Source organism: Pseudomonas sp. FP597 (assembly GCF_030687435.1).
Lineage (GTDB): Bacteria > Pseudomonadota > Gammaproteobacteria > Pseudomonadales > Pseudomonadaceae > Aquipseudomonas > Aquipseudomonas lactucae.
On record NZ_CP117432.1, the window covers coordinates 3,563,755 to 3,579,271 of the forward strand.

Below are 15,517 nucleotides of genomic sequence, written 5' to 3' on the forward strand. Positions count from 1 at the left end.
GGCGCGTCCTTACCGGCGATTGCCGTTGGCATCATAAGTGGGGGCTTTGGTTTCGGTGGCCGGCCGGCTGGGCGCTGCATCGCGCGTGGGGTAGCGATTGCCGATGCCGCCGTTTTCCAGGGTCGGTGTGCGTGTGGTCGGCCCGGTCTGAATCCCGCGAACCGCCGGCGCACTGGGCTGTGTGCCCTGCATGCTGTTGGGGTTGGCGCGGTGAATGGGGCCGTTGTTGCCGTTATTGTTGCCGGGCAGGTTCTGCGCCTGGGCAGCGCCCGCAAGTGCCAGGCCTAAGGCCAGTGCCGCAAGGTGACGCACAGCAGTGTTCATGACAATGCCTCTCTGGAACGGAAAATACGTGCTTTCGATAACACGCTACGCCCAGGGTTCGGCTTTGGTAACTAAATACTTCCTCATCAGGTGTAACACAATCTGTCCGCGTATCCGTTCGGGGAAACTTTTCCCGCAGCCTCCGAGTCACCAGAACACAGGCTCTGACAGAGGAATCGCACGCATGCCAAGGGCAATCTGGAAAGGCGCTATCAGCTTCGGTTTGGTCCATATCCCGGTGTCGCTAGTATCGGCCACGTCTTCGCAAGGCGTGGATTTCGACTGGCTCGACAAACGCAGCATGGACCCGGTGGGCTACAAGCGCATCAACAAGACCACCGGCAAGGAGGTCACCAAGGAGAACATCGTCAAGGGGGTGGCCTATGAAAAAGGCCGTTACGTGATCCTCAGCGAAGAAGAAATCCGCTCAGCCCATCCCAAATCCACCCAGACCATCGAGATCATCGCCTTTGTGGCCAGCGACCAGATCCCGCTGCAGAACATCGACACCCCTTACTTCCTCGCGCCGGATAAACGCGGTGGCAAGGTGTATGCACTGCTGCGTGAAACCTTGAAGAAAACCCGCAAGGTGGCCCTGGCCAATGTCGTGCTGCACACCAAGCAGCACCTGGCGGCGCTGATGCCGCTGGAGTCGGCCCTGGTGCTGGTCATGCTGCGCTGGCCCGCCGAGGTCCGCGGCCTGGATGAACTGGAACTGGGCAGCGATGTGACCAAGCCCAGCCTGGCCAAGGGCGAATTGGACATGGCCAAGCGCCTGGTGGAAGACATGAGTGCCGACTGGCAGCCGGATGAGTATCGCGACAGCTTCCAGGACAAGATCATGGCGCTGGTGGCCAAGAAGGCCAAGGCCGGCAAGATCGAAGACGTGGAGTCCCAGGAGGGCAGCGACGAGCGCAAATCGGCCGACGTGATCGACCTGACCGAACTGCTCAAGCGCAGCCTGGCAGGCAAACCGGCGGCCAAAAAAACCGCCGCGAAGAAATCCTCGAAAAAGGCCTCTTGAGCCTGCCGGTGCCTGGAGAATCCTATGGCAAAGCCCCTGAGTGAGTACAACCGCAAACGCGATTTCGAGATCACCGCCGAACCCTCGGGCGAGGCATCCGCGCGTAAACGCAAGGCGTCGGCGCTGTCCTTCGTGATCCAGAAACACGATGCCAGCCACCTGCACTATGACTTTCGCCTGGAACTGGACGGCGTGCTCAAGAGCTGGGCCGTGCCCAAGGGCCCGAGCCTGGACCCCAGCCACAAACGCCTGGCGGTGCATGTCGAGGATCACCCGCTCAGTTATGGCAGTTTTGAAGGCAGCATCCCGGCAGGCCAATACGGCGCCGGGGACGTGATTGTGTGGGACCGGGGCGTGTGGCAACCCCATGACGATCCCCATAAGGCCTACGCCGCCGGCAAACTCAAGTTCACCCTGGTCGGCGAAAAGCTCTCCGGCGACTGGGCCTTGGTGCGCACCCGCCTCAAGGGCAGCGGCGACAAGGAGCAATGGCTGCTGATCAAGGAAAAGGACCAGCAAGCTCGCCCCGCGAGCGACTACGACATTGTCGAGGCCGAACCGAACAGCGTGCTCAGCGAAGCCACCATCGACACGCCCAAGGCCCGGACCACAGCCAAGCCCAAAGCCAAAGCCAAGCCAAAGCCCAGCAAAAAAACCACCGCCCTGCCCGAGGAGTTCACCCCGCAGTTGGCCACGCTGGTTGACCGCGCCCCCGAAGGGGCATGGCAGTACGAGGTCAAGTTCGACGGTTACCGCATGCTGACGCGCATCCGCGACGGCGAGGTACGTTTGTTCACGCGCAATGGCCATGACTGGACCGACCGCTTGCCGCGCCAGGCCAAGGCCCTGCAAGCGCTCAAACTCAAGGACAGCTGGCTCGACGGCGAGGTAGTCAGCCTTAACGGCGATGGCTTGCCGGATTTCCAGGCGCTGCAGAATGCATTCGATATCGGCCGCAGCCTGGACATCGTCTATTACCTGTTCGACGCCCCCTTTCTTGAGGGGCAGGACCTGCGCCAGGCGCCCGTCGAGGAGCGTCGTGCGGCACTCAAGGCCGCGCTGGGTCGTAGTCGAAGCAAGCTGCTGCGGTTCTCCGAAGCCTTTACCGCGCACCATCAGGATATCTTCGAAAGCGCCTGCGACCTCGCTTTGGAAGGCGTGATCGGCAAGCGCTTGGGCAGCCCCTATGTGTCCAGTCGCAACAGCGATTGGATCAAGCTCAAGTGCCGCCTGCGCCAGGAGTTCGTGATCGTCGGCTATACGCGCCCCCAAGGCTCGCGCAGCGGCTTCGGCGCGTTGCTGCTGGCGGTGAATGACGCGTCAGGGTTGGTCTATGCCGGTCGCGTGGGCACCGGTTTCGACCAGGCATCGCTGAAGAACATTTACGCACAGTTGCAGCCCCTGGAACGTAAAACGTCTCCCCTGCAAAAAACCTTGACCAGTACCCAGGCGCGCGGCGTGCACTGGGTGGAACCGACGCTGGTCGGCGAGGTGCAATTTGCCGAATGGACCCGCGAAGGCGTGGTGCGCCAGGCCGCATTCGTCAGCCTGCGCACCGACAAGCCTGCCGCCCAGATCGTGCATGAACAGCCGCGTGCGGCCAAATCCCTCAAGAACAAGCAACCGGTCAAGAACGTGAACATCACCCACCCCGAACGCGTGATAGACCCGCAAAGCGGCACGCAAAAACAGCAACTGGCGCAGTTCTACGACAGCATCAGCGAATGGATCCTGCCCTTCCTGCACCAACGGCCCGTGTCCCTGCTGCGGGCACCGGAAGGAATCGAGGGCGAGCAGTTCTTCCAGAAACACGCCGAGCGCCTGGCAATTCCCCACATCCGGCAACTGGACCCGTCCCTGGACCCCGGTCATGCGCGCCTGATGCAAATCGACAACGCCCAGGCGCTGGTGGGAGCCGTGCAGATGGGTACCGTCGAGCTGCACACCTGGGGGGCGACCTCCGACAAGATCGAAACCCCGGACCTGTTTGTCCTCGACCTCGACCCGGACCCGGCGCTGCCCTGGAAAACCATGCTGGAAGCGGCGCAACTGACCTTGTCGGTACTCGACGAACTGGGGCTTGAGGCGTTCGTCAAAACCAGCGGCGGCAAAGGCTTGCACTTGGTGGTGCCGCTGGCACGCCGCGACGATTGGGACACGGTGAAGGCCTTTGCCAAGGCCGTCGCGCAATTCATGACCGCACAACTGCCCGAACGCTTTACCGCCACCAGCGGGCCAAAAAATCGCGTCGGCAAGATCTTTATCGATTACCTGCGCAATGCCCGCGGCGCCAGCACCGTGGCGGCCTATTCGGTGCGCGCGCGGCCGGGGTTGCCGGTGTCGGTGCCGGTCAGTCGTGGGGAATTGGAAGGGTTGCGCGGCAGCCAGCAATGGACCGTTGCCAACCTGACGCAGCGCTTGCAGGCGTTAAAGGAAGACCCGTGGGCGGGTTATGCCAATCGGCAGAAAATCAGCAGGAAAATGTGGGACAAGCTGGGCGCCAAGCCACCGCAGTGACAGGCGCCCGAAGCGGTTTCAGATCCATATGAAGAGCAACGCCAGGGCGGCGAAGATCACCCACTGCTCCAGGTAATAGCGCGTCCGGTTGCGCTTTTTCAGCGCCTTGCCGCGCAAGCGGATCTTGTACAGGCGCGTGAAGGCACGGTTGAGTGCGCCCGTCTTGTCGCCCTCATCGTTCGGCGAGCCGGCGGCAGCCATCACGGTACGGCTGAACCAGCGATTGAACGCCGCCGCCCAGCGGTATTTCATTGGCCGCTCTACGTCGCAGAACAGAATGATGCGGTTATGCTGCGTGGTGTTTTCGGCGTAATGGATGAACGTCTCGTCGAACATCACCGGCTCACCGTCGCGCCAATAGTAGTTTTCGCCGTCGACATTGATGTAGCAACCCGGATCATTCGGCGTGTCCAGGCCCAGATGATAGCGGTAGGAACCGGCATACGGGTCACGGTGGCGCACCAGCTTGGAGCCCGGCGGCAGCTCGGCGAACATCGCCGCCTTGATCGAGCCGATGCTTTGCACCAACTGCGTGGTGCGCGGGCACAGCTTCATGGCCGACGGATGGCTGTCGCCGTACCACTTGAGGTAGAAACGCTTCCAGCCCGACTTGAAAAACGAGTTGAAGCCCACGTCGTTGTACTGCTGTGAACGCTTGATCTCGCCTGCGCGCAACAAGTTCTGGCCTTCCTGGCGAATCTCTTCCCAGTGCTCCTGCAAAGGGCTCAGGTCGGGAAAATCGCTGGGAGACAGGTACGGCCGGCTTGGCAGTTTGGAAAACAGGTACAAAAAGCAGTTGATCGGCGCCAGGAAGGTCGAATGATCACTGAGCTGGCGCCCCAGCGTGTGTCGCACCCGGCCACGCAGGTGTACATACGCAATGGAGACAACGTAGAGAGCAACAATGATGAGTTTCAAGGGATTTCGTCACACGTCAGAAGAAAACAGGCTACCCCTGCGTGCCCACAACGGCCGAGGATAATAGCAGCACCTGAAATCACAATTCACACAGGCGGCACGACCGGTTGGATGGCAACCGGTGCATGAGCATTGGCCCATATTTAGCCATATTTTGTAACCAAAGGTTAGCCAAAATTTGTGAAAAGCTGTCTACGGCGGCTATTCGAGAGGATGATAGCGGCGAGGAGCAGGCCCTGCGCCCTCACCCATTTGAATCGGCCAACCGGCCAATAACGCGTCAAAGCACCCGTACCTCAGAAAAGGATTTTCATGCCTCCCCTTTCAGATCCAGACTTCCAGGCCCTACAAGGTGCGTGGGAGCAGACCTCACTTGAAGACAACGGTGTACTGAACCCGGCCGACGCCCATAGCGCCCCCGGAGCAATCACCACGATTACCGGCGATCGCTTCCAAGTCACGACAGTGCATGGCGAGGTACTGCTGGCGGGTCGGTTTTTCCTGGACAGCAGCACTTTCCCCAAGCGCATTACCTGGATCGACGCCATAGGCGCTGACGCAGGCAAAGAGTTACCCGCCAGTTACCGGCTTGAAGGCGATGTGTTTGTGTTTATCGCTGCCGATGAGGGCATGCCCAGGCCAATCAGGTTCAGCACCGGTCCGGGCCAGACCATGCGGACGTTCGTCAGACGTTAATGAGCGGTAGGTCATCCGAACGTGCGACATTTTTTTCACAAGGCCTTCACGTTCTGGCCGATAGGGTAAAGCCTACCTACTCCAGTGAATCCCTTGGCCCGCTTCCCTCGCGGGCTTTTTTTCGGGCGCATGAATGGCTCAGGCGGGCCGCTTGGTCGCGACGAGGGTAAAGCAGAGCGGCAATTGCGCGGACTGGTACTCGTACTGGTCGTAGAGTTCTTCACGATTGGAATGCGCATACTCCTGCAACTCGCTGATCTGCAGGTCGGCGCCTATCGCCGCGTTGAGAATGTCCCCAAGGGTGTGTACGAACCAATAGGACGTCGGCCCGGCGGTCTCGGCCTGGCCTTCGTAGACAATGGCTTCGCGCAAGACAAAAGGCTCGCGCTGAAAGTAGGAACTGGAAGGCTGCAACGGGTTTTCGGCCTTCGGATCGAACATCTCGAGGAACGGATGGGTTTCATACATTACCAGCGCTCCGCCGGGTTTCAAGGTGCTGGCGACATGCTGCATGAACAGCGCCACATCCGGCATCCAGCCGAGTACGCCGATGGTCACCAGGGCAATGTCGAAGCGCTCGTGCAGGCGCGGTGGCAGGTGATGGATATCGCTTTCGATAAATTCAGGATCGTGGGGCGAGCGTGCGGCCAACTCGCGGGCCTGCTCGAGAAACGCCCGGGACTGATCCACCCCCACCACCGACCTCGCACCGAGGCCAAACAGTGACAGGCTTTCACGTCCGTTGTTGCAGCACAGTTGAATCACGTCCTTGCCAGCCACGCCGATATCCTGCAGCACGCCGGTCAGGGTGCCGTCGAGGCAGGAAAACTCGGGATTGCCGACCGCCCTCTGCAGCGCGGTCCAGGTCTCGGTGGTTCTATGCAGGCTGGCGGATTGGTTCCAGGCGTCCTTGTTGCAGGCAATTGCTTCTTGAGCCGAAGGCATGTCCATTTGCGTCTCCAGATAATCACTAAACCGAGTAAGGAACATAAGCCACCTGTTCGTCGAACAAAATACCCTGGCGCGCGTGAAACTAATGTCAAATCGTGCAGGTCATTTACGCAATGAGCGCTCAGCCGTTGAACGCCCCTCCCGAAGACATCGCCGTGGCCCACCACTCCGACCTGCGCAACACCCTGTCGCTGGACAGCCTGAATTTCTTCCTGGCGGATGTTCGCGATGGCCTAGGCCCGTATCTGGCGATCTACCTGCTCGCGGTGCACCAATGGGACCCCGCGAGCATCGGCGTGGTCATGACGCTCGCCGGCATCGCCGGTTTGATCAGCCAGGGCCCGGCGGGCGCACTGATTGATCGCACCCGCAGCAAACGCGCGGTGATCGTGGTGGCCGCGCTACTGGTCACTGCCGCGTGCCTGATGCTGCCCTTTGTCAGTTCGTTCGGCTGGGTGGCATTGACCCAGGCGGCCAGTGCCGTCGCCGCCTCAGCCTTCGCCCCGGCGATATCCGCCATTTCCCTGGGCATCACCGGGCCCCGCGCGTTTACCCGTCGTACCGGACGCAACGAAACGTTCAACCATGCCGGCAATGCCGTGGCTGCCATGCTGGCCGGGGGCCTGGCGTACCTGTTCGGTCCGGTGGTGGTGTTTTACCTGATGGCCTTTATGGCGGTGGCCAGTGTCGTCGCGGTCAGTTGCGTGTCGGCCAAAGCCATTGATCATGAGGTGGCGCGAGGCTTCGATCCCGCTCATCACAGCGATCATGAGCAGCCGTCCGGCATCAAGGTGTTGCTGGCCAACCGGCCGTTGCTGTTGTTCGCGGTCTGCTGCGCGCTGTTCCACCTGGCCAACGCAGCGATGTTGCCGCTGGTCAGTCAGAAGCTGTCGCAGATCAACCTGCACATGGCCACGCCGCTGACTTCGGCGTGCATCGTTGCCGCGCAACTGGTGATGGTGCCGGTGGCCTGGCTGGTGGGCGCCAAGGCCGATATATGGGGGCGCAAGCCGTTGTTGCTGGTCGGCTTCATGATCCTGCCGCTACGGGGCGTGCTGTACACCCTGTCCAACGATCCTTACTGGCTGGTGGCGGTGCAAATGCTCGATGGCATCGGCGCGGGCGTCTTCGGCGCGCTGTTCCCGGTGATCGTCAAGGACCTGACCCAAGGTACCGGGCGCTTCAACGTGAGCCTCGGCGCGCTGTCCACAGTGTTTGGCCTGGGCGCGGCCTTGAGCAACAGTCTCGCCGGTTTCGTGGTGCAACAGGCCGGCTACGACGCAGCGTTCCTGACCCTGGCCGGTGTGGCGGCGGTGGCGCTGGCGCTGTTATGGCTGGCGATGCCGGAAACGTTGGAACGCCCCTCTTTCGCGTGCCATACAACTGTCGCCTGAGATATGCGACAATGCGCGCCAAATTCCAACACACATCCCCCATTTTTTGCTCAGCGACCGGGTTTCGCGCCTTGATGTCGCTGTTGATGCATGCCTGACGGCGCCTGCCGCCATGCTCGCAACCCATTGATAGGTAAAGTAATTGATCTCCACAGCTAACATCACCATGCAGTTCGGCGCCAAGCCGCTCTTCGAGAACGTCTCGGTCAAGTTCGGCGCCGGCAACCGTTATGGTTTGATCGGTGCCAACGGTTGCGGCAAGTCGACCTTCATGAAAATCCTCGGCAGCGACCTCGAGCCGTCCGGCGGCCAGGTCATGCTCGAACCGAACGTGCGCTTGGGTAAACTGCGCCAGGACCAGTTCGCCTATGAAGAGTTCACCGTGCTCGATACGGTGATCATGGGCCACGAGGAGCTGTGGAGGGTCAAGGCCGAGCGCGACCGTATCTACTCGCTGCCGGAAATGAGCGAGGAAGACGGCATGGCCGTGGCCGAGCTGGAAACCGAATTCGCCGAGATGGACGGCTACACCGCCGAGTCCCGCGCCGGTGAGCTGCTGCTGGGCCTGGGTATCCCCCTGGAACAGCACTTCGGCCCGATGAGCGAAGTGTCCCCAGGCTGGAAACTGCGGGTCTTGCTGGCCCAGGCGCTGTTCTCCGATCCCGAAGTGCTGTTGCTCGACGAACCGACCAACCACTTGGACATCAATACCATCCGCTGGCTGGAAAACATTCTGACCCAGCGCTCCAGCCTGATGATCATCATCTCTCACGACCGTCACTTCCTGAACAGCGTGTGCACCCACATGGCTGACCTGGACTACGGCGAGCTGCGCCTGTTCCCGGGCAACTACGACGAGTACATGACCGTGGCGACCCAGTCCCGCGAGCAACTGCTGTCGGACAACGCCAAGAAGAAGGCGCAGATCTCCGAGCTGCAATCCTTCGTCAGCCGCTTCTCGGCCAACGCCTCGAAAGCCAAGCAGGCCACTTCCCGCGCCAAGGCGATCGACAAGATCCAGCTGGCCGAGGTCAAGCCGTCGAGCCGCGTGAGCCCGTTCATCCGTTTCGAACAGAACAAGAAACTGCACCGCCAGGCGGTCATCGTCGAGCGCATGGCCAAAGGCTTTGACGGCAAACCGCTGTTCAAGGACTTCAGCTTCCAGGTTGAAGCGGGCGAGCGCGTGGCGATCATCGGCCCGAACGGTATCGGCAAGACCACCCTGCTGCGCACCCTGGTCAATGAACTGACGCCGGACGCGGGCAGCATCAAGTGGACCGATGCCGCGGAACTGGGCTACTACGCCCAGGACCACGCCCACGACTTCGAAGACGACGTCACGCTGTTCGACTGGATGGGCCAATGGACCCAAGGCGAGCAAATGATCCGCGGCACACTGGGTCGCATGCTGTTCTCCAACGACGAGATCCAGAAGTCGGTGAAGGTCATCTCCGGTGGCGAGCAAGGTCGCATGCTGTTCGGCAAGCTGATCCTGCAAAAGCCGAACGTCCTGATCATGGACGAACCGACCAACCACTTGGACATGGAATCGATCGAAGCGCTGAACCTGGCGCTGGAGAACTACCCAGGCACGCTGATCTTCGTCAGCCACGACCGTGAGTTCGTATCGTCCCTGGCCACCCGCATCATCGAGTTGAGCGCCAACGGCGTGATCGACTTCAGCGGCACCTATGACGACTACCTGCGCAGCCAGGGCGTGGTGTTTTAAGAACAGCGATCAGCTGTTAGCTACAAGCAGCAAGATAGAGCCCTGTCCACTGTGACGGGGCTTTTTGCGTCTGATTGAGCGCTGTGATTAATAGTTAGGCTGCTTCCTTTTCCCCCAAGCCCTTGCCATGATGCCCTCACCGCCCGCCAGCGAACGAATATCCATGTCCAACGCCGTCCCCTCCTCCCTGTCGATCACCCTGCAGATCGTCTCCATCGTCTTCTACACCTTTATCGCCTTTATCTGCATCGGCCTGCCGATTGCGGTCATCCCTGGCTATGTGCATGAGCAACTGGGTTTCAGCGCGGTGGTGGCCGGGGTGACCATTGGTTCGCAGTACCTGGCCACGCTGCTCAGCCGGCCCATGGCCGGGCGCGTGTCGGATAACGTCGGCACCAAGCGCGCGATCGTGCTGGGGCTGGCGGGCATTCTGGTCAGTGGCGTGCTGACGTTTTTCGCGACTCTGCTGCACAGCGTGCCCGGCTTGAGCCTGGGCATTCTGATCGTCGCACGGCTGCTGCTGGGCGTGGCCCAAGGCTTGATCGGCGTGGGTACCATCAGTTGGTGCATGGGCCAGGTCGGCGCCGAGCACACGGCGCGTTCGATTTCCTGGAACGGTATCGCCTCGTATGGCGCCATCGCCGTGGGTGCGCCACTGGGTGTGGTGATGGTGGCCGACTATGGCTACAACAGCCTGGGGATTGCGCTGACGGTATTGGCCGCGTTGGGCCTGGTGCTGATCCGCAACAAGCCGTCGGTGCCGGTGATACGCGGTGAGCGCCTGCCATTCCTGGCGGTGTTCGGGCGTATCGCCCCGTTTGGCGCCAGCCTGTGCCTGGCGTCAATCGGGTACGGCACCCTCACCACCTTCATCACCCTGTATTACCTCAATCGCGGCTGGGCCGGCGCGGCGTACTGCCTCACGGTATTTGGCGTGTGTTTTATCCTGTCGCGGCTGGTATTCATCTCGGCGATCAGCCGTTTTGGCGGGTTTCGCGCAGCGATTGCCTGCATGGCCATCGAAACCCTGGGCCTGGCGCTGCTCTGGCTGGCGCCCACCACCAGCGTGGCGTTGATCGGCGCCGGGCTGACCGGTTTCGGTTTATCGCTGGTCTACCCGGCCCTGGGCGTGGAAGCGATCAAGCAGGTGCCCAACAGCAGCCGGGGCGCGGGCTTGAGTGCCTATGCGGTGTTCTTCGACCTGGCTCTGGCGATTGCCGGGCCGTTGATGGGCTTTATTGCGCTGAACCTGGGCTATGGCTGGATCTTCTTTTGCGCGGCACTGCTATCGGCCACAGCCTTGGGCCTGACCTTGCTGCTCATGCGCCGCGCCTACTGATCAGCCGTTTGCAGGCCGGCGCGTGAAGGTTCGCTGAGGGTATGCGCAAAAAACCGCCCGGCCTCGAAAATCAGGTCACGGTGAATGCCTTCGCGGTCAACCCCATCGGCATCGGTGCAAATGGCCGGCATCGCCGCCAGTTGATCACTGTCGCACGGGGCCATGAACACGAAGTGCCCAGCCCCGGCCAGCAGTTTGAAATCCGGTGGCTGCGGCAGTTTGCGCGCCAGGGCCGCCGCGTTTTTGTCCACCGCGACCAGTTTGTCGCCGTCGCCGCTGTAGAGCAGCACTGGCACATGCACGTCGGCCAGGGTATGGCGACCGAACATCAGGCTCAGGGGCGCCATCAACATCAGTGCATGGATACGCGGGTCCGATTGCGGTTGCAAGTCATCGCGGTCCATCACCAACTCGCCCTTGGTAGTGCAGGCGTCGCGGTCTTCCGGGCGCTCCTGGCAATAGCGACGCAGGCGGTCGAAATCCGGTTTGGCGCCCGCCAGGATCAGTGCGGTTTCGCCACCGGCGGAATAGCCGATAACGCCCACCTGATCGACGTCGACGAAAGGCGACAGCATCGGGTCCGCCAACGTCGCGGTGATGGCTTCGGAAATCTGGATCGGCCGGCCGTACAGGTTGCTCAGCGTGCCTAAGCGACTGTGGTCTTTATAGTTGTCGCCGGGATGCAGCACCGCCACCACCACAAAGCCTTTGCGCGCCAGCGACGTGGCCAGGTCATGCAACGCCAGTGGCGTACCGGTGTTGCCATGGGACAGCATCAGCATCGGGAAACGGCCGATGGCGATTTTGGAGTCTTCGGTGGCGGCGACGCGATAGGCGCCCAATTGCGTGGAGCGCTCGGCGTCGGTGGAAGGATAGAACGCGACGGCTTTCATCGGCTGCAAGTCCAGCGGGTCGAGAAAACTCATGCGATGAAAGCCCACACTCCAATGGGGGTGCGGCGCAGGCGCGGCGTGCACTGAAATCAGGCTGCCGAGCAGGGAGAGAACCATAACAGCACAAAGACGCATCATGGGGACGTCCACCTTTGCTGCGTGAGAACCGACATGTCGAATGAAAAGTCCAGGGTATTGAACCCATGCTTGCACAACCTGGGCCACATCAGAAAAGACAGCGTACAAACGAAAAAACTCCGTACTCCGTTCGCGTTCAGACGAGCAGAATACAGAGTTTAGGCGCCCGACCTCAGATTGAAACCGAGTAGAGGCCAAATTTACACAAGTCTTACGCTGCGGCGAACAATTCTTCGTTGATACGTACGTTGGCGTCGCTCATGGCTTTGTTGCGCACTTCATCACCATAGGCCAGGCCTTCGGCGCGCACCACTTCGATGTCGGTGATGCCAAGGAAGCCGAACAGCAGCTTCAAGTAGTCGACGTGGGCAGCGCCGGACGCTTGACCCGCATGCAGGCCGCCGGAGGTGGACACGATGATGACTTTCTTGTTGCCGCACAGGCCTTCCGGGCCGGCTTCGGTGTAGCGGAAGGTCTGGCCGGCGACGGCAATGCGGTCGATCCAGGCTTTGAGTTGCGTCGGGATGGTGAAGTTGTACATCGGCGCACCGACGACGATGGCATCGGCGGCAAGGAACTCGGCCAGCGACGAGGCGCTCAGTTCAGCTTCGTGCTTCTGTGCGGCATCACGCAATTCGGCAGCGGTGCCCAATGCGCCCAGGGTCGCGCCGGAAAAGTGATTGATGGCGTCGCTGGCCAGGTCGCGGTAAGTGACCTCCACACCCGGCTCAGCGGCTTGCCAGGCTTTCACTACGCCAGCGCTGAGCTGACGGGAAGCCGAGTTGTCGCCGAGGATGCTGGAATCGATGTGCAAGAGTTTCATGGTGGATCTCCGAGGTGGGATCGACAAGGGCGATCTGATGGCGTTGATCCTACGCATCAATCCAATAGTCGATAAGCCGCCTGAAATGCGATAGTTTGTCCTACTGACAGGACAATAGGCAGCAGTATGCAAGACCTGAACGATCTCTACTATTTCGCCAAAGTCGTCGAAGCCGGCGGTTTCGCGGCCGCCGGACGGCTGCTGGGCATCCCCAAGTCGCGACTGTCGCGGCGCATCGCCGAGCTGGAAGAACGCCTGGGCGCACGCTTGCTGCAACGCACCACCCGCCAATTGACCCTTACCGCCGTGGGCGAACGCTACCTGCGCCATTGCCAGGCGATGCTGTTGGAAGCCGAGATGGCCGATGAAGCCGTGGCCAGTATGTCCAGTGAGCCGCGTGGGCGTTTGCGGGTCACTTGCCCGGTGGGTTTGGCGCAAAACATGATGCCCGACGTGGTCGCCGGGTTTCTTGCCGCCTACCCCCAGGTGCAACTGGAGATGACCCTGGTCAATCGCCGTGTCGACCTGGTCGCCGAAGGTATCGACGTGGCCCTTCGCGTGCGCGATCTGGGCGACGAAGACCCGTTGCTGGTCACCAAGCGCCTGCGCCCGGCCCAGACCGTGCTGGTTGCCAGCCCCAACTTTTTAAACGGACGACAGGTCGGCACCCTCGACGACCTCAAGCAGCTGCCGATACTTGGCGCACTGGAAGCGGATCGCATGGTGCACCAACGCATTCTCGATCCCCAGGGCAACCCCCAGGACCTGGTGATGGAAGCACGTCTGGGGGTTGATGACTTCAATGTGCGCAAGGCCTGCGCCATCATGGGCCTGGGCTTCACCGTGCTGCCGATGATGTATTGCGAAGAAGAACTGGCCAGTGGCCGTCTGGTGCAACTGCTGCCGCAATGGTCACTGCCGGGCGGCTGGCTGCAGGCGGTGTACCCGCATCGACGTGGCGTGCTGCCGGCCATTCGCGCCTGGATCGATTACCTGGAAGAAGGCTTTAAAAGCTGCGGAGACCGCCTGCTATGAAAATGACCGAAGAACAAGTCGCCACGTTCTGCCTGAGCCTGCCCGGCGCGCGGGAAGACTACAAATGGGGTGGCGTGCGGGTGTTTTCGATCGCCGGCAACAAGATGTTCGCCCTGCAGGGCCTGCGCGGCGACTCGTTGGCGTTCAAGGTCGACAAGGACCTTTTCCTGGGCCACGTGGACCGCCCCGGCATCCACCCCGCGCCGTACCTGGCGCGTGCGCAGTGGATCATCATGAACACGCCCTACCCGCTGGGCGCCGAGGAGTTGCGCGACCTGCTGCGGCGCTCCCACCAACTGGTGGTGAGCAAACTGCCCAAGCGCACGCAGATCGGCTTGCGGCTAGAGGACTGACAACAAGGTGCCGCCCAGAAACAACTGGTCCAGCCAGAACACCTGGTGCAGCAACACAATCACCCAGAACAGCACCTGGTAAGAGACCTTGCGCGTCTTGTGACGAAACACCTGCTGGGCAATCAACGCCCCCGGCCAACCGCCCGCCAGTTCCACGGCGTGGAGGATGTTTTCCGGGGTACGCCAACGCTCGGTCTGGGCTTTGCGCTTGTCGCTCCAGTACAGCAGGAATGCAATGACACTGACCACGCCATAGGCCGCCAGCGGAATCACCGTTTCGCCGCGCCGCCACACCAATACCGACCCCAACAGCGGCGCCGCGCATAACAACGCAAAAATCACCGCTTTCAAGCGCGGGTGCTGGATATTCATGCCTTGGCGGCCGACCAGTCGATCCAGCCGAACTGCCAGGTCGCCAGGATCAACAGGCCGAACCCGATGCGGTACCAGGCAAACGCCGCATAGCTGTGGCTGGCGATGAACTTGAGCAGGCCCTTGACCGCGATCATCGCGAAGATGAACGAGGTGATAAAACCGATGGCGAACACCGGTAGATCGGCCGGCTGGAACAGGTCGCGGTACTTGTAGCCCGAATACACCGCGGCGCCGACCATGGTCGGCATGGCCAGGAAGAACGAGAACTCGGTGGCGGCCTTGCGCGACAGGCCGAACAACAGGCCGCCGATGATGGTGGAACCGGAGCGCGAAGTGCCCGGAATCATCGCCAGGCATTGGGCGAAGCCGATCTTCAGAGCGTCTTTCCAGGTGATGTCGTCAACAGTCTCGGCGTGCACTTCATGCGCGCGGCGCTCGGCCCACAACATGACGATGCCGCCCACCACCAGCGCCGTGGCCACGGTGATCGGGTTGAACAGGTAATGGTGAATCAGGTCGGCGAATATCACCCCCAGCGCCACCGCCGGCAGGAACGCGATCAACAGGTTGACCGTGAAACGCTGGGCGTTGCGCTGGGTCGGCAAGCCGGTGACCACGTCCAGGATCTTGCGCCGGAACTCCCAGACCACCGCCAGGATGGCGCCGAGCTGGATGATGATGTTGAACGCCATCGCGCGCTCGCCGCCGAAGTCGAGCAAATCGGCAACGATGATCTGGTGCCCGGTGCTGGAAATCGGCAGGAACTCCGTAAGCCCCTCGACTACCCCAAGAATCAATGCCTGAATGGCGGTCCAAAAATCCATGCTTCCCCCAAAGGTCATGCCCAGTGGCATGCCTTGTTGATCTTTTAATTGGTTCACTGACGACGCGTGCGTTTTATGGCCCGGCGTTGATGATGATCAACGCCGGCCTGCAAAATTTCGTGAAAAATCAGGCAGTACTCAGGTTTTACGATTTCAGGCCGAAAGCCTATCAGACAAGGCGTAA

At 61.2% G+C, this 15,517-nt stretch carries 15 protein-coding genes; 8 read left to right on the forward strand and 7 right to left on the reverse strand.

The window, feature by feature from the left end; all coding sequences use genetic code 11:
* Window positions 1-9 precede the first annotated feature (9 nt).
* Complete coding sequence (locus PSH66_RS16305; protein WP_042945775.1) at window positions 10-324, reverse strand: hypothetical protein; 315 nt, start codon at window positions 322-324, stop codon at window positions 10-12.
* 184 nt (window positions 325-508) lie between these two features.
* On the opposite strand from PSH66_RS16305, the gene PSH66_RS16310 reads away from it, so the two are divergent.
* Together PSH66_RS16310 and ligD are read left to right on the forward strand one after the other, a co-directional pair.
* Entirely contained in the window at window positions 509-1,348 is an 840-nt protein-coding gene (locus tag PSH66_RS16310) for a Ku protein (protein ID WP_078733405.1), read from the forward strand.
* 24 nt (window positions 1,349-1,372) lie between these two features.
* A complete protein-coding gene (gene ligD, locus PSH66_RS16315; protein ID WP_305427222.1) occupies window positions 1,373-3,865 on the forward strand; it encodes a DNA ligase D in 2,493 nt (830 codons plus the stop codon).
* An 18-nt stretch (window positions 3,866-3,883) separates the two neighbouring features.
* Here the strand turns inward: ligD and lpxO are convergent, their stop codons facing one another.
* Window positions 3,884-4,783: a lipid A hydroxylase LpxO gene (gene lpxO, locus PSH66_RS16320; protein ID WP_003174240.1), complete on the reverse strand. Its 900-nt coding sequence runs from the start codon at window positions 4,781-4,783 to the stop codon at window positions 3,884-3,886.
* Window positions 4,784-5,095: 312 nt separating this feature from the next.
* On the opposite strand from lpxO, the gene PSH66_RS16325 reads away from it, so the two are divergent.
* Window positions 5,096-5,479, forward strand: coding sequence for a TIGR03067 domain-containing protein (locus PSH66_RS16325; RefSeq protein WP_003174241.1), 384 nt, complete (start codon window positions 5,096-5,098; stop codon window positions 5,477-5,479).
* A gap of 138 nt (window positions 5,480-5,617) precedes the next feature.
* Here the strand turns inward: PSH66_RS16325 and PSH66_RS16330 are convergent, their stop codons facing one another.
* Window positions 5,618-6,430: a bifunctional 2-polyprenyl-6-hydroxyphenol methylase/3-demethylubiquinol 3-O-methyltransferase UbiG gene (locus tag PSH66_RS16330; RefSeq protein ID WP_305427223.1), complete on the reverse strand. Its 813-nt coding sequence runs from the start codon at window positions 6,428-6,430 to the stop codon at window positions 5,618-5,620.
* A 155-nt stretch (window positions 6,431-6,585) separates the two neighbouring features.
* Here PSH66_RS16330 and PSH66_RS16335 point away from each other — a divergent pair, with 155 nt between their 5' ends.
* The 3 genes from PSH66_RS16335 to PSH66_RS16345 all read left to right on the forward strand — a co-directional run bounded on the left by PSH66_RS16335 (window position 6,586) and on the right by PSH66_RS16345 (window position 10,892).
* Entirely contained in the window at window positions 6,586-7,824 is a 1,239-nt protein-coding gene (locus PSH66_RS16335) for an MFS transporter (protein WP_305429620.1), read from the forward strand.
* A gap of 142 nt (window positions 7,825-7,966) precedes the next feature.
* Window positions 7,967-9,553: an ABC-F family ATPase gene (locus tag PSH66_RS16340; protein ID WP_078733410.1), complete on the forward strand. Its 1,587-nt coding sequence runs from the start codon at window positions 7,967-7,969 to the stop codon at window positions 9,551-9,553.
* Window positions 9,554-9,716: 163 nt separating this feature from the next.
* Window positions 9,717-10,892, forward strand: coding sequence for an MFS transporter (locus PSH66_RS16345; RefSeq protein WP_305427224.1), 1,176 nt, complete (start codon window positions 9,717-9,719; stop codon window positions 10,890-10,892).
* Here the strand turns inward: PSH66_RS16345 and PSH66_RS16350 are convergent.
* On the reverse strand, window positions 10,886-11,923 hold the full coding sequence (locus tag PSH66_RS16350) for a hypothetical protein (protein ID WP_003174248.1): 1,038 nt from the start codon (window positions 11,921-11,923) through the stop codon (window positions 10,886-10,888). The two genes, PSH66_RS16345 and PSH66_RS16350, sit on opposite strands and share 7 nt — an antisense overlap.
* 211 nt (window positions 11,924-12,134) lie before the next feature.
* Window positions 12,135-12,746, reverse strand: a complete 612-nt coding sequence (locus PSH66_RS16355) for an FMN-dependent NADH-azoreductase (RefSeq protein WP_003174249.1) — start codon at window positions 12,744-12,746, stop codon at window positions 12,135-12,137.
* Window positions 12,747-12,872: 126 nt separating this feature from the next.
* Here PSH66_RS16355 and PSH66_RS16360 point away from each other — a divergent pair, with 126 nt between their 5' ends.
* Window positions 12,873-13,781 carry a LysR substrate-binding domain-containing protein gene (locus PSH66_RS16360; RefSeq protein WP_078733414.1) on the forward strand — a complete coding sequence of 303 codons (909 nt, stop codon included), beginning with the start codon at window positions 12,873-12,875 and terminating at the stop codon, window positions 13,779-13,781.
* On the forward strand, window positions 13,778-14,134 hold the full coding sequence (locus PSH66_RS16365) for an MmcQ/YjbR family DNA-binding protein (RefSeq protein WP_305427225.1): 357 nt from the start codon (window positions 13,778-13,780) through the stop codon (window positions 14,132-14,134). The genes PSH66_RS16360 and PSH66_RS16365 overlap by 4 nt, the downstream gene beginning before the upstream one ends.
* Here the strand turns inward: PSH66_RS16365 and PSH66_RS16370 are convergent.
* Window positions 14,123-14,506 carry a DUF1294 domain-containing protein gene (locus tag PSH66_RS16370; RefSeq protein ID WP_003174253.1) on the reverse strand — a complete coding sequence of 128 codons (384 nt, stop codon included), beginning with the start codon at window positions 14,504-14,506 and terminating at the stop codon, window positions 14,123-14,125. The two genes, PSH66_RS16365 and PSH66_RS16370, sit on opposite strands and share 12 nt — an antisense overlap.
* Window positions 14,503-15,333, reverse strand: a complete 831-nt coding sequence (locus PSH66_RS16375) for an undecaprenyl-diphosphate phosphatase (RefSeq protein ID WP_003174254.1) — start codon at window positions 15,331-15,333, stop codon at window positions 14,503-14,505. Before PSH66_RS16375 ends, PSH66_RS16370 begins: the two co-directional genes overlap by 4 nt.
* Window positions 15,334-15,517 lie beyond the last annotated feature (184 nt).

What these genes read in the sequence shown, in the direction of transcription:
- ligD (WP_305427222.1), top strand. Translation starts at nt 1,373, where the DNA reads ATGGCAAAGCCCCTGAGTGAGTACAACCGCAAACGCGATTTCGAGATC.
- PSH66_RS16350 (WP_003174248.1), bottom strand. Translation starts at nt 11,923, where the DNA reads ATGATGCGTCTTTGTGCTGTTATGGTTCTCTCCCTGCTCGGCAGCCTG.
- PSH66_RS16370 (WP_003174253.1), bottom strand. Translation starts at nt 14,506, where the DNA reads ATGAATATCCAGCACCCGCGCTTGAAAGCGGTGATTTTTGCGTTGTTA.
- PSH66_RS16365 (WP_305427225.1), top strand. Translation starts at nt 13,778, where the DNA reads ATGAAAATGACCGAAGAACAAGTCGCCACGTTCTGCCTGAGCCTGCCC.
- PSH66_RS16330 (WP_305427223.1), bottom strand. Translation starts at nt 6,430, where the DNA reads ATGGACATGCCTTCGGCTCAAGAAGCAATTGCCTGCAACAAGGACGCC.
- PSH66_RS16325 (WP_003174241.1), top strand. Translation starts at nt 5,096, where the DNA reads ATGCCTCCCCTTTCAGATCCAGACTTCCAGGCCCTACAAGGTGCGTGG.
- PSH66_RS16310 (WP_078733405.1), top strand. Translation starts at nt 509, where the DNA reads ATGCCAAGGGCAATCTGGAAAGGCGCTATCAGCTTCGGTTTGGTCCAT.
- PSH66_RS16305 (WP_042945775.1), bottom strand. Translation starts at nt 324, where the DNA reads ATGAACACTGCTGTGCGTCACCTTGCGGCACTGGCCTTAGGCCTGGCA.
- PSH66_RS16345 (WP_305427224.1), top strand. Translation starts at nt 9,717, where the DNA reads ATGTCCAACGCCGTCCCCTCCTCCCTGTCGATCACCCTGCAGATCGTC.
- PSH66_RS16355 (WP_003174249.1), bottom strand. Translation starts at nt 12,746, where the DNA reads ATGAAACTCTTGCACATCGATTCCAGCATCCTCGGCGACAACTCGGCT.
- PSH66_RS16360 (WP_078733414.1), top strand. Translation starts at nt 12,873, where the DNA reads ATGCAAGACCTGAACGATCTCTACTATTTCGCCAAAGTCGTCGAAGCC.
- PSH66_RS16375 (WP_003174254.1), bottom strand. Translation starts at nt 15,333, where the DNA reads ATGGATTTTTGGACCGCCATTCAGGCATTGATTCTTGGGGTAGTCGAG.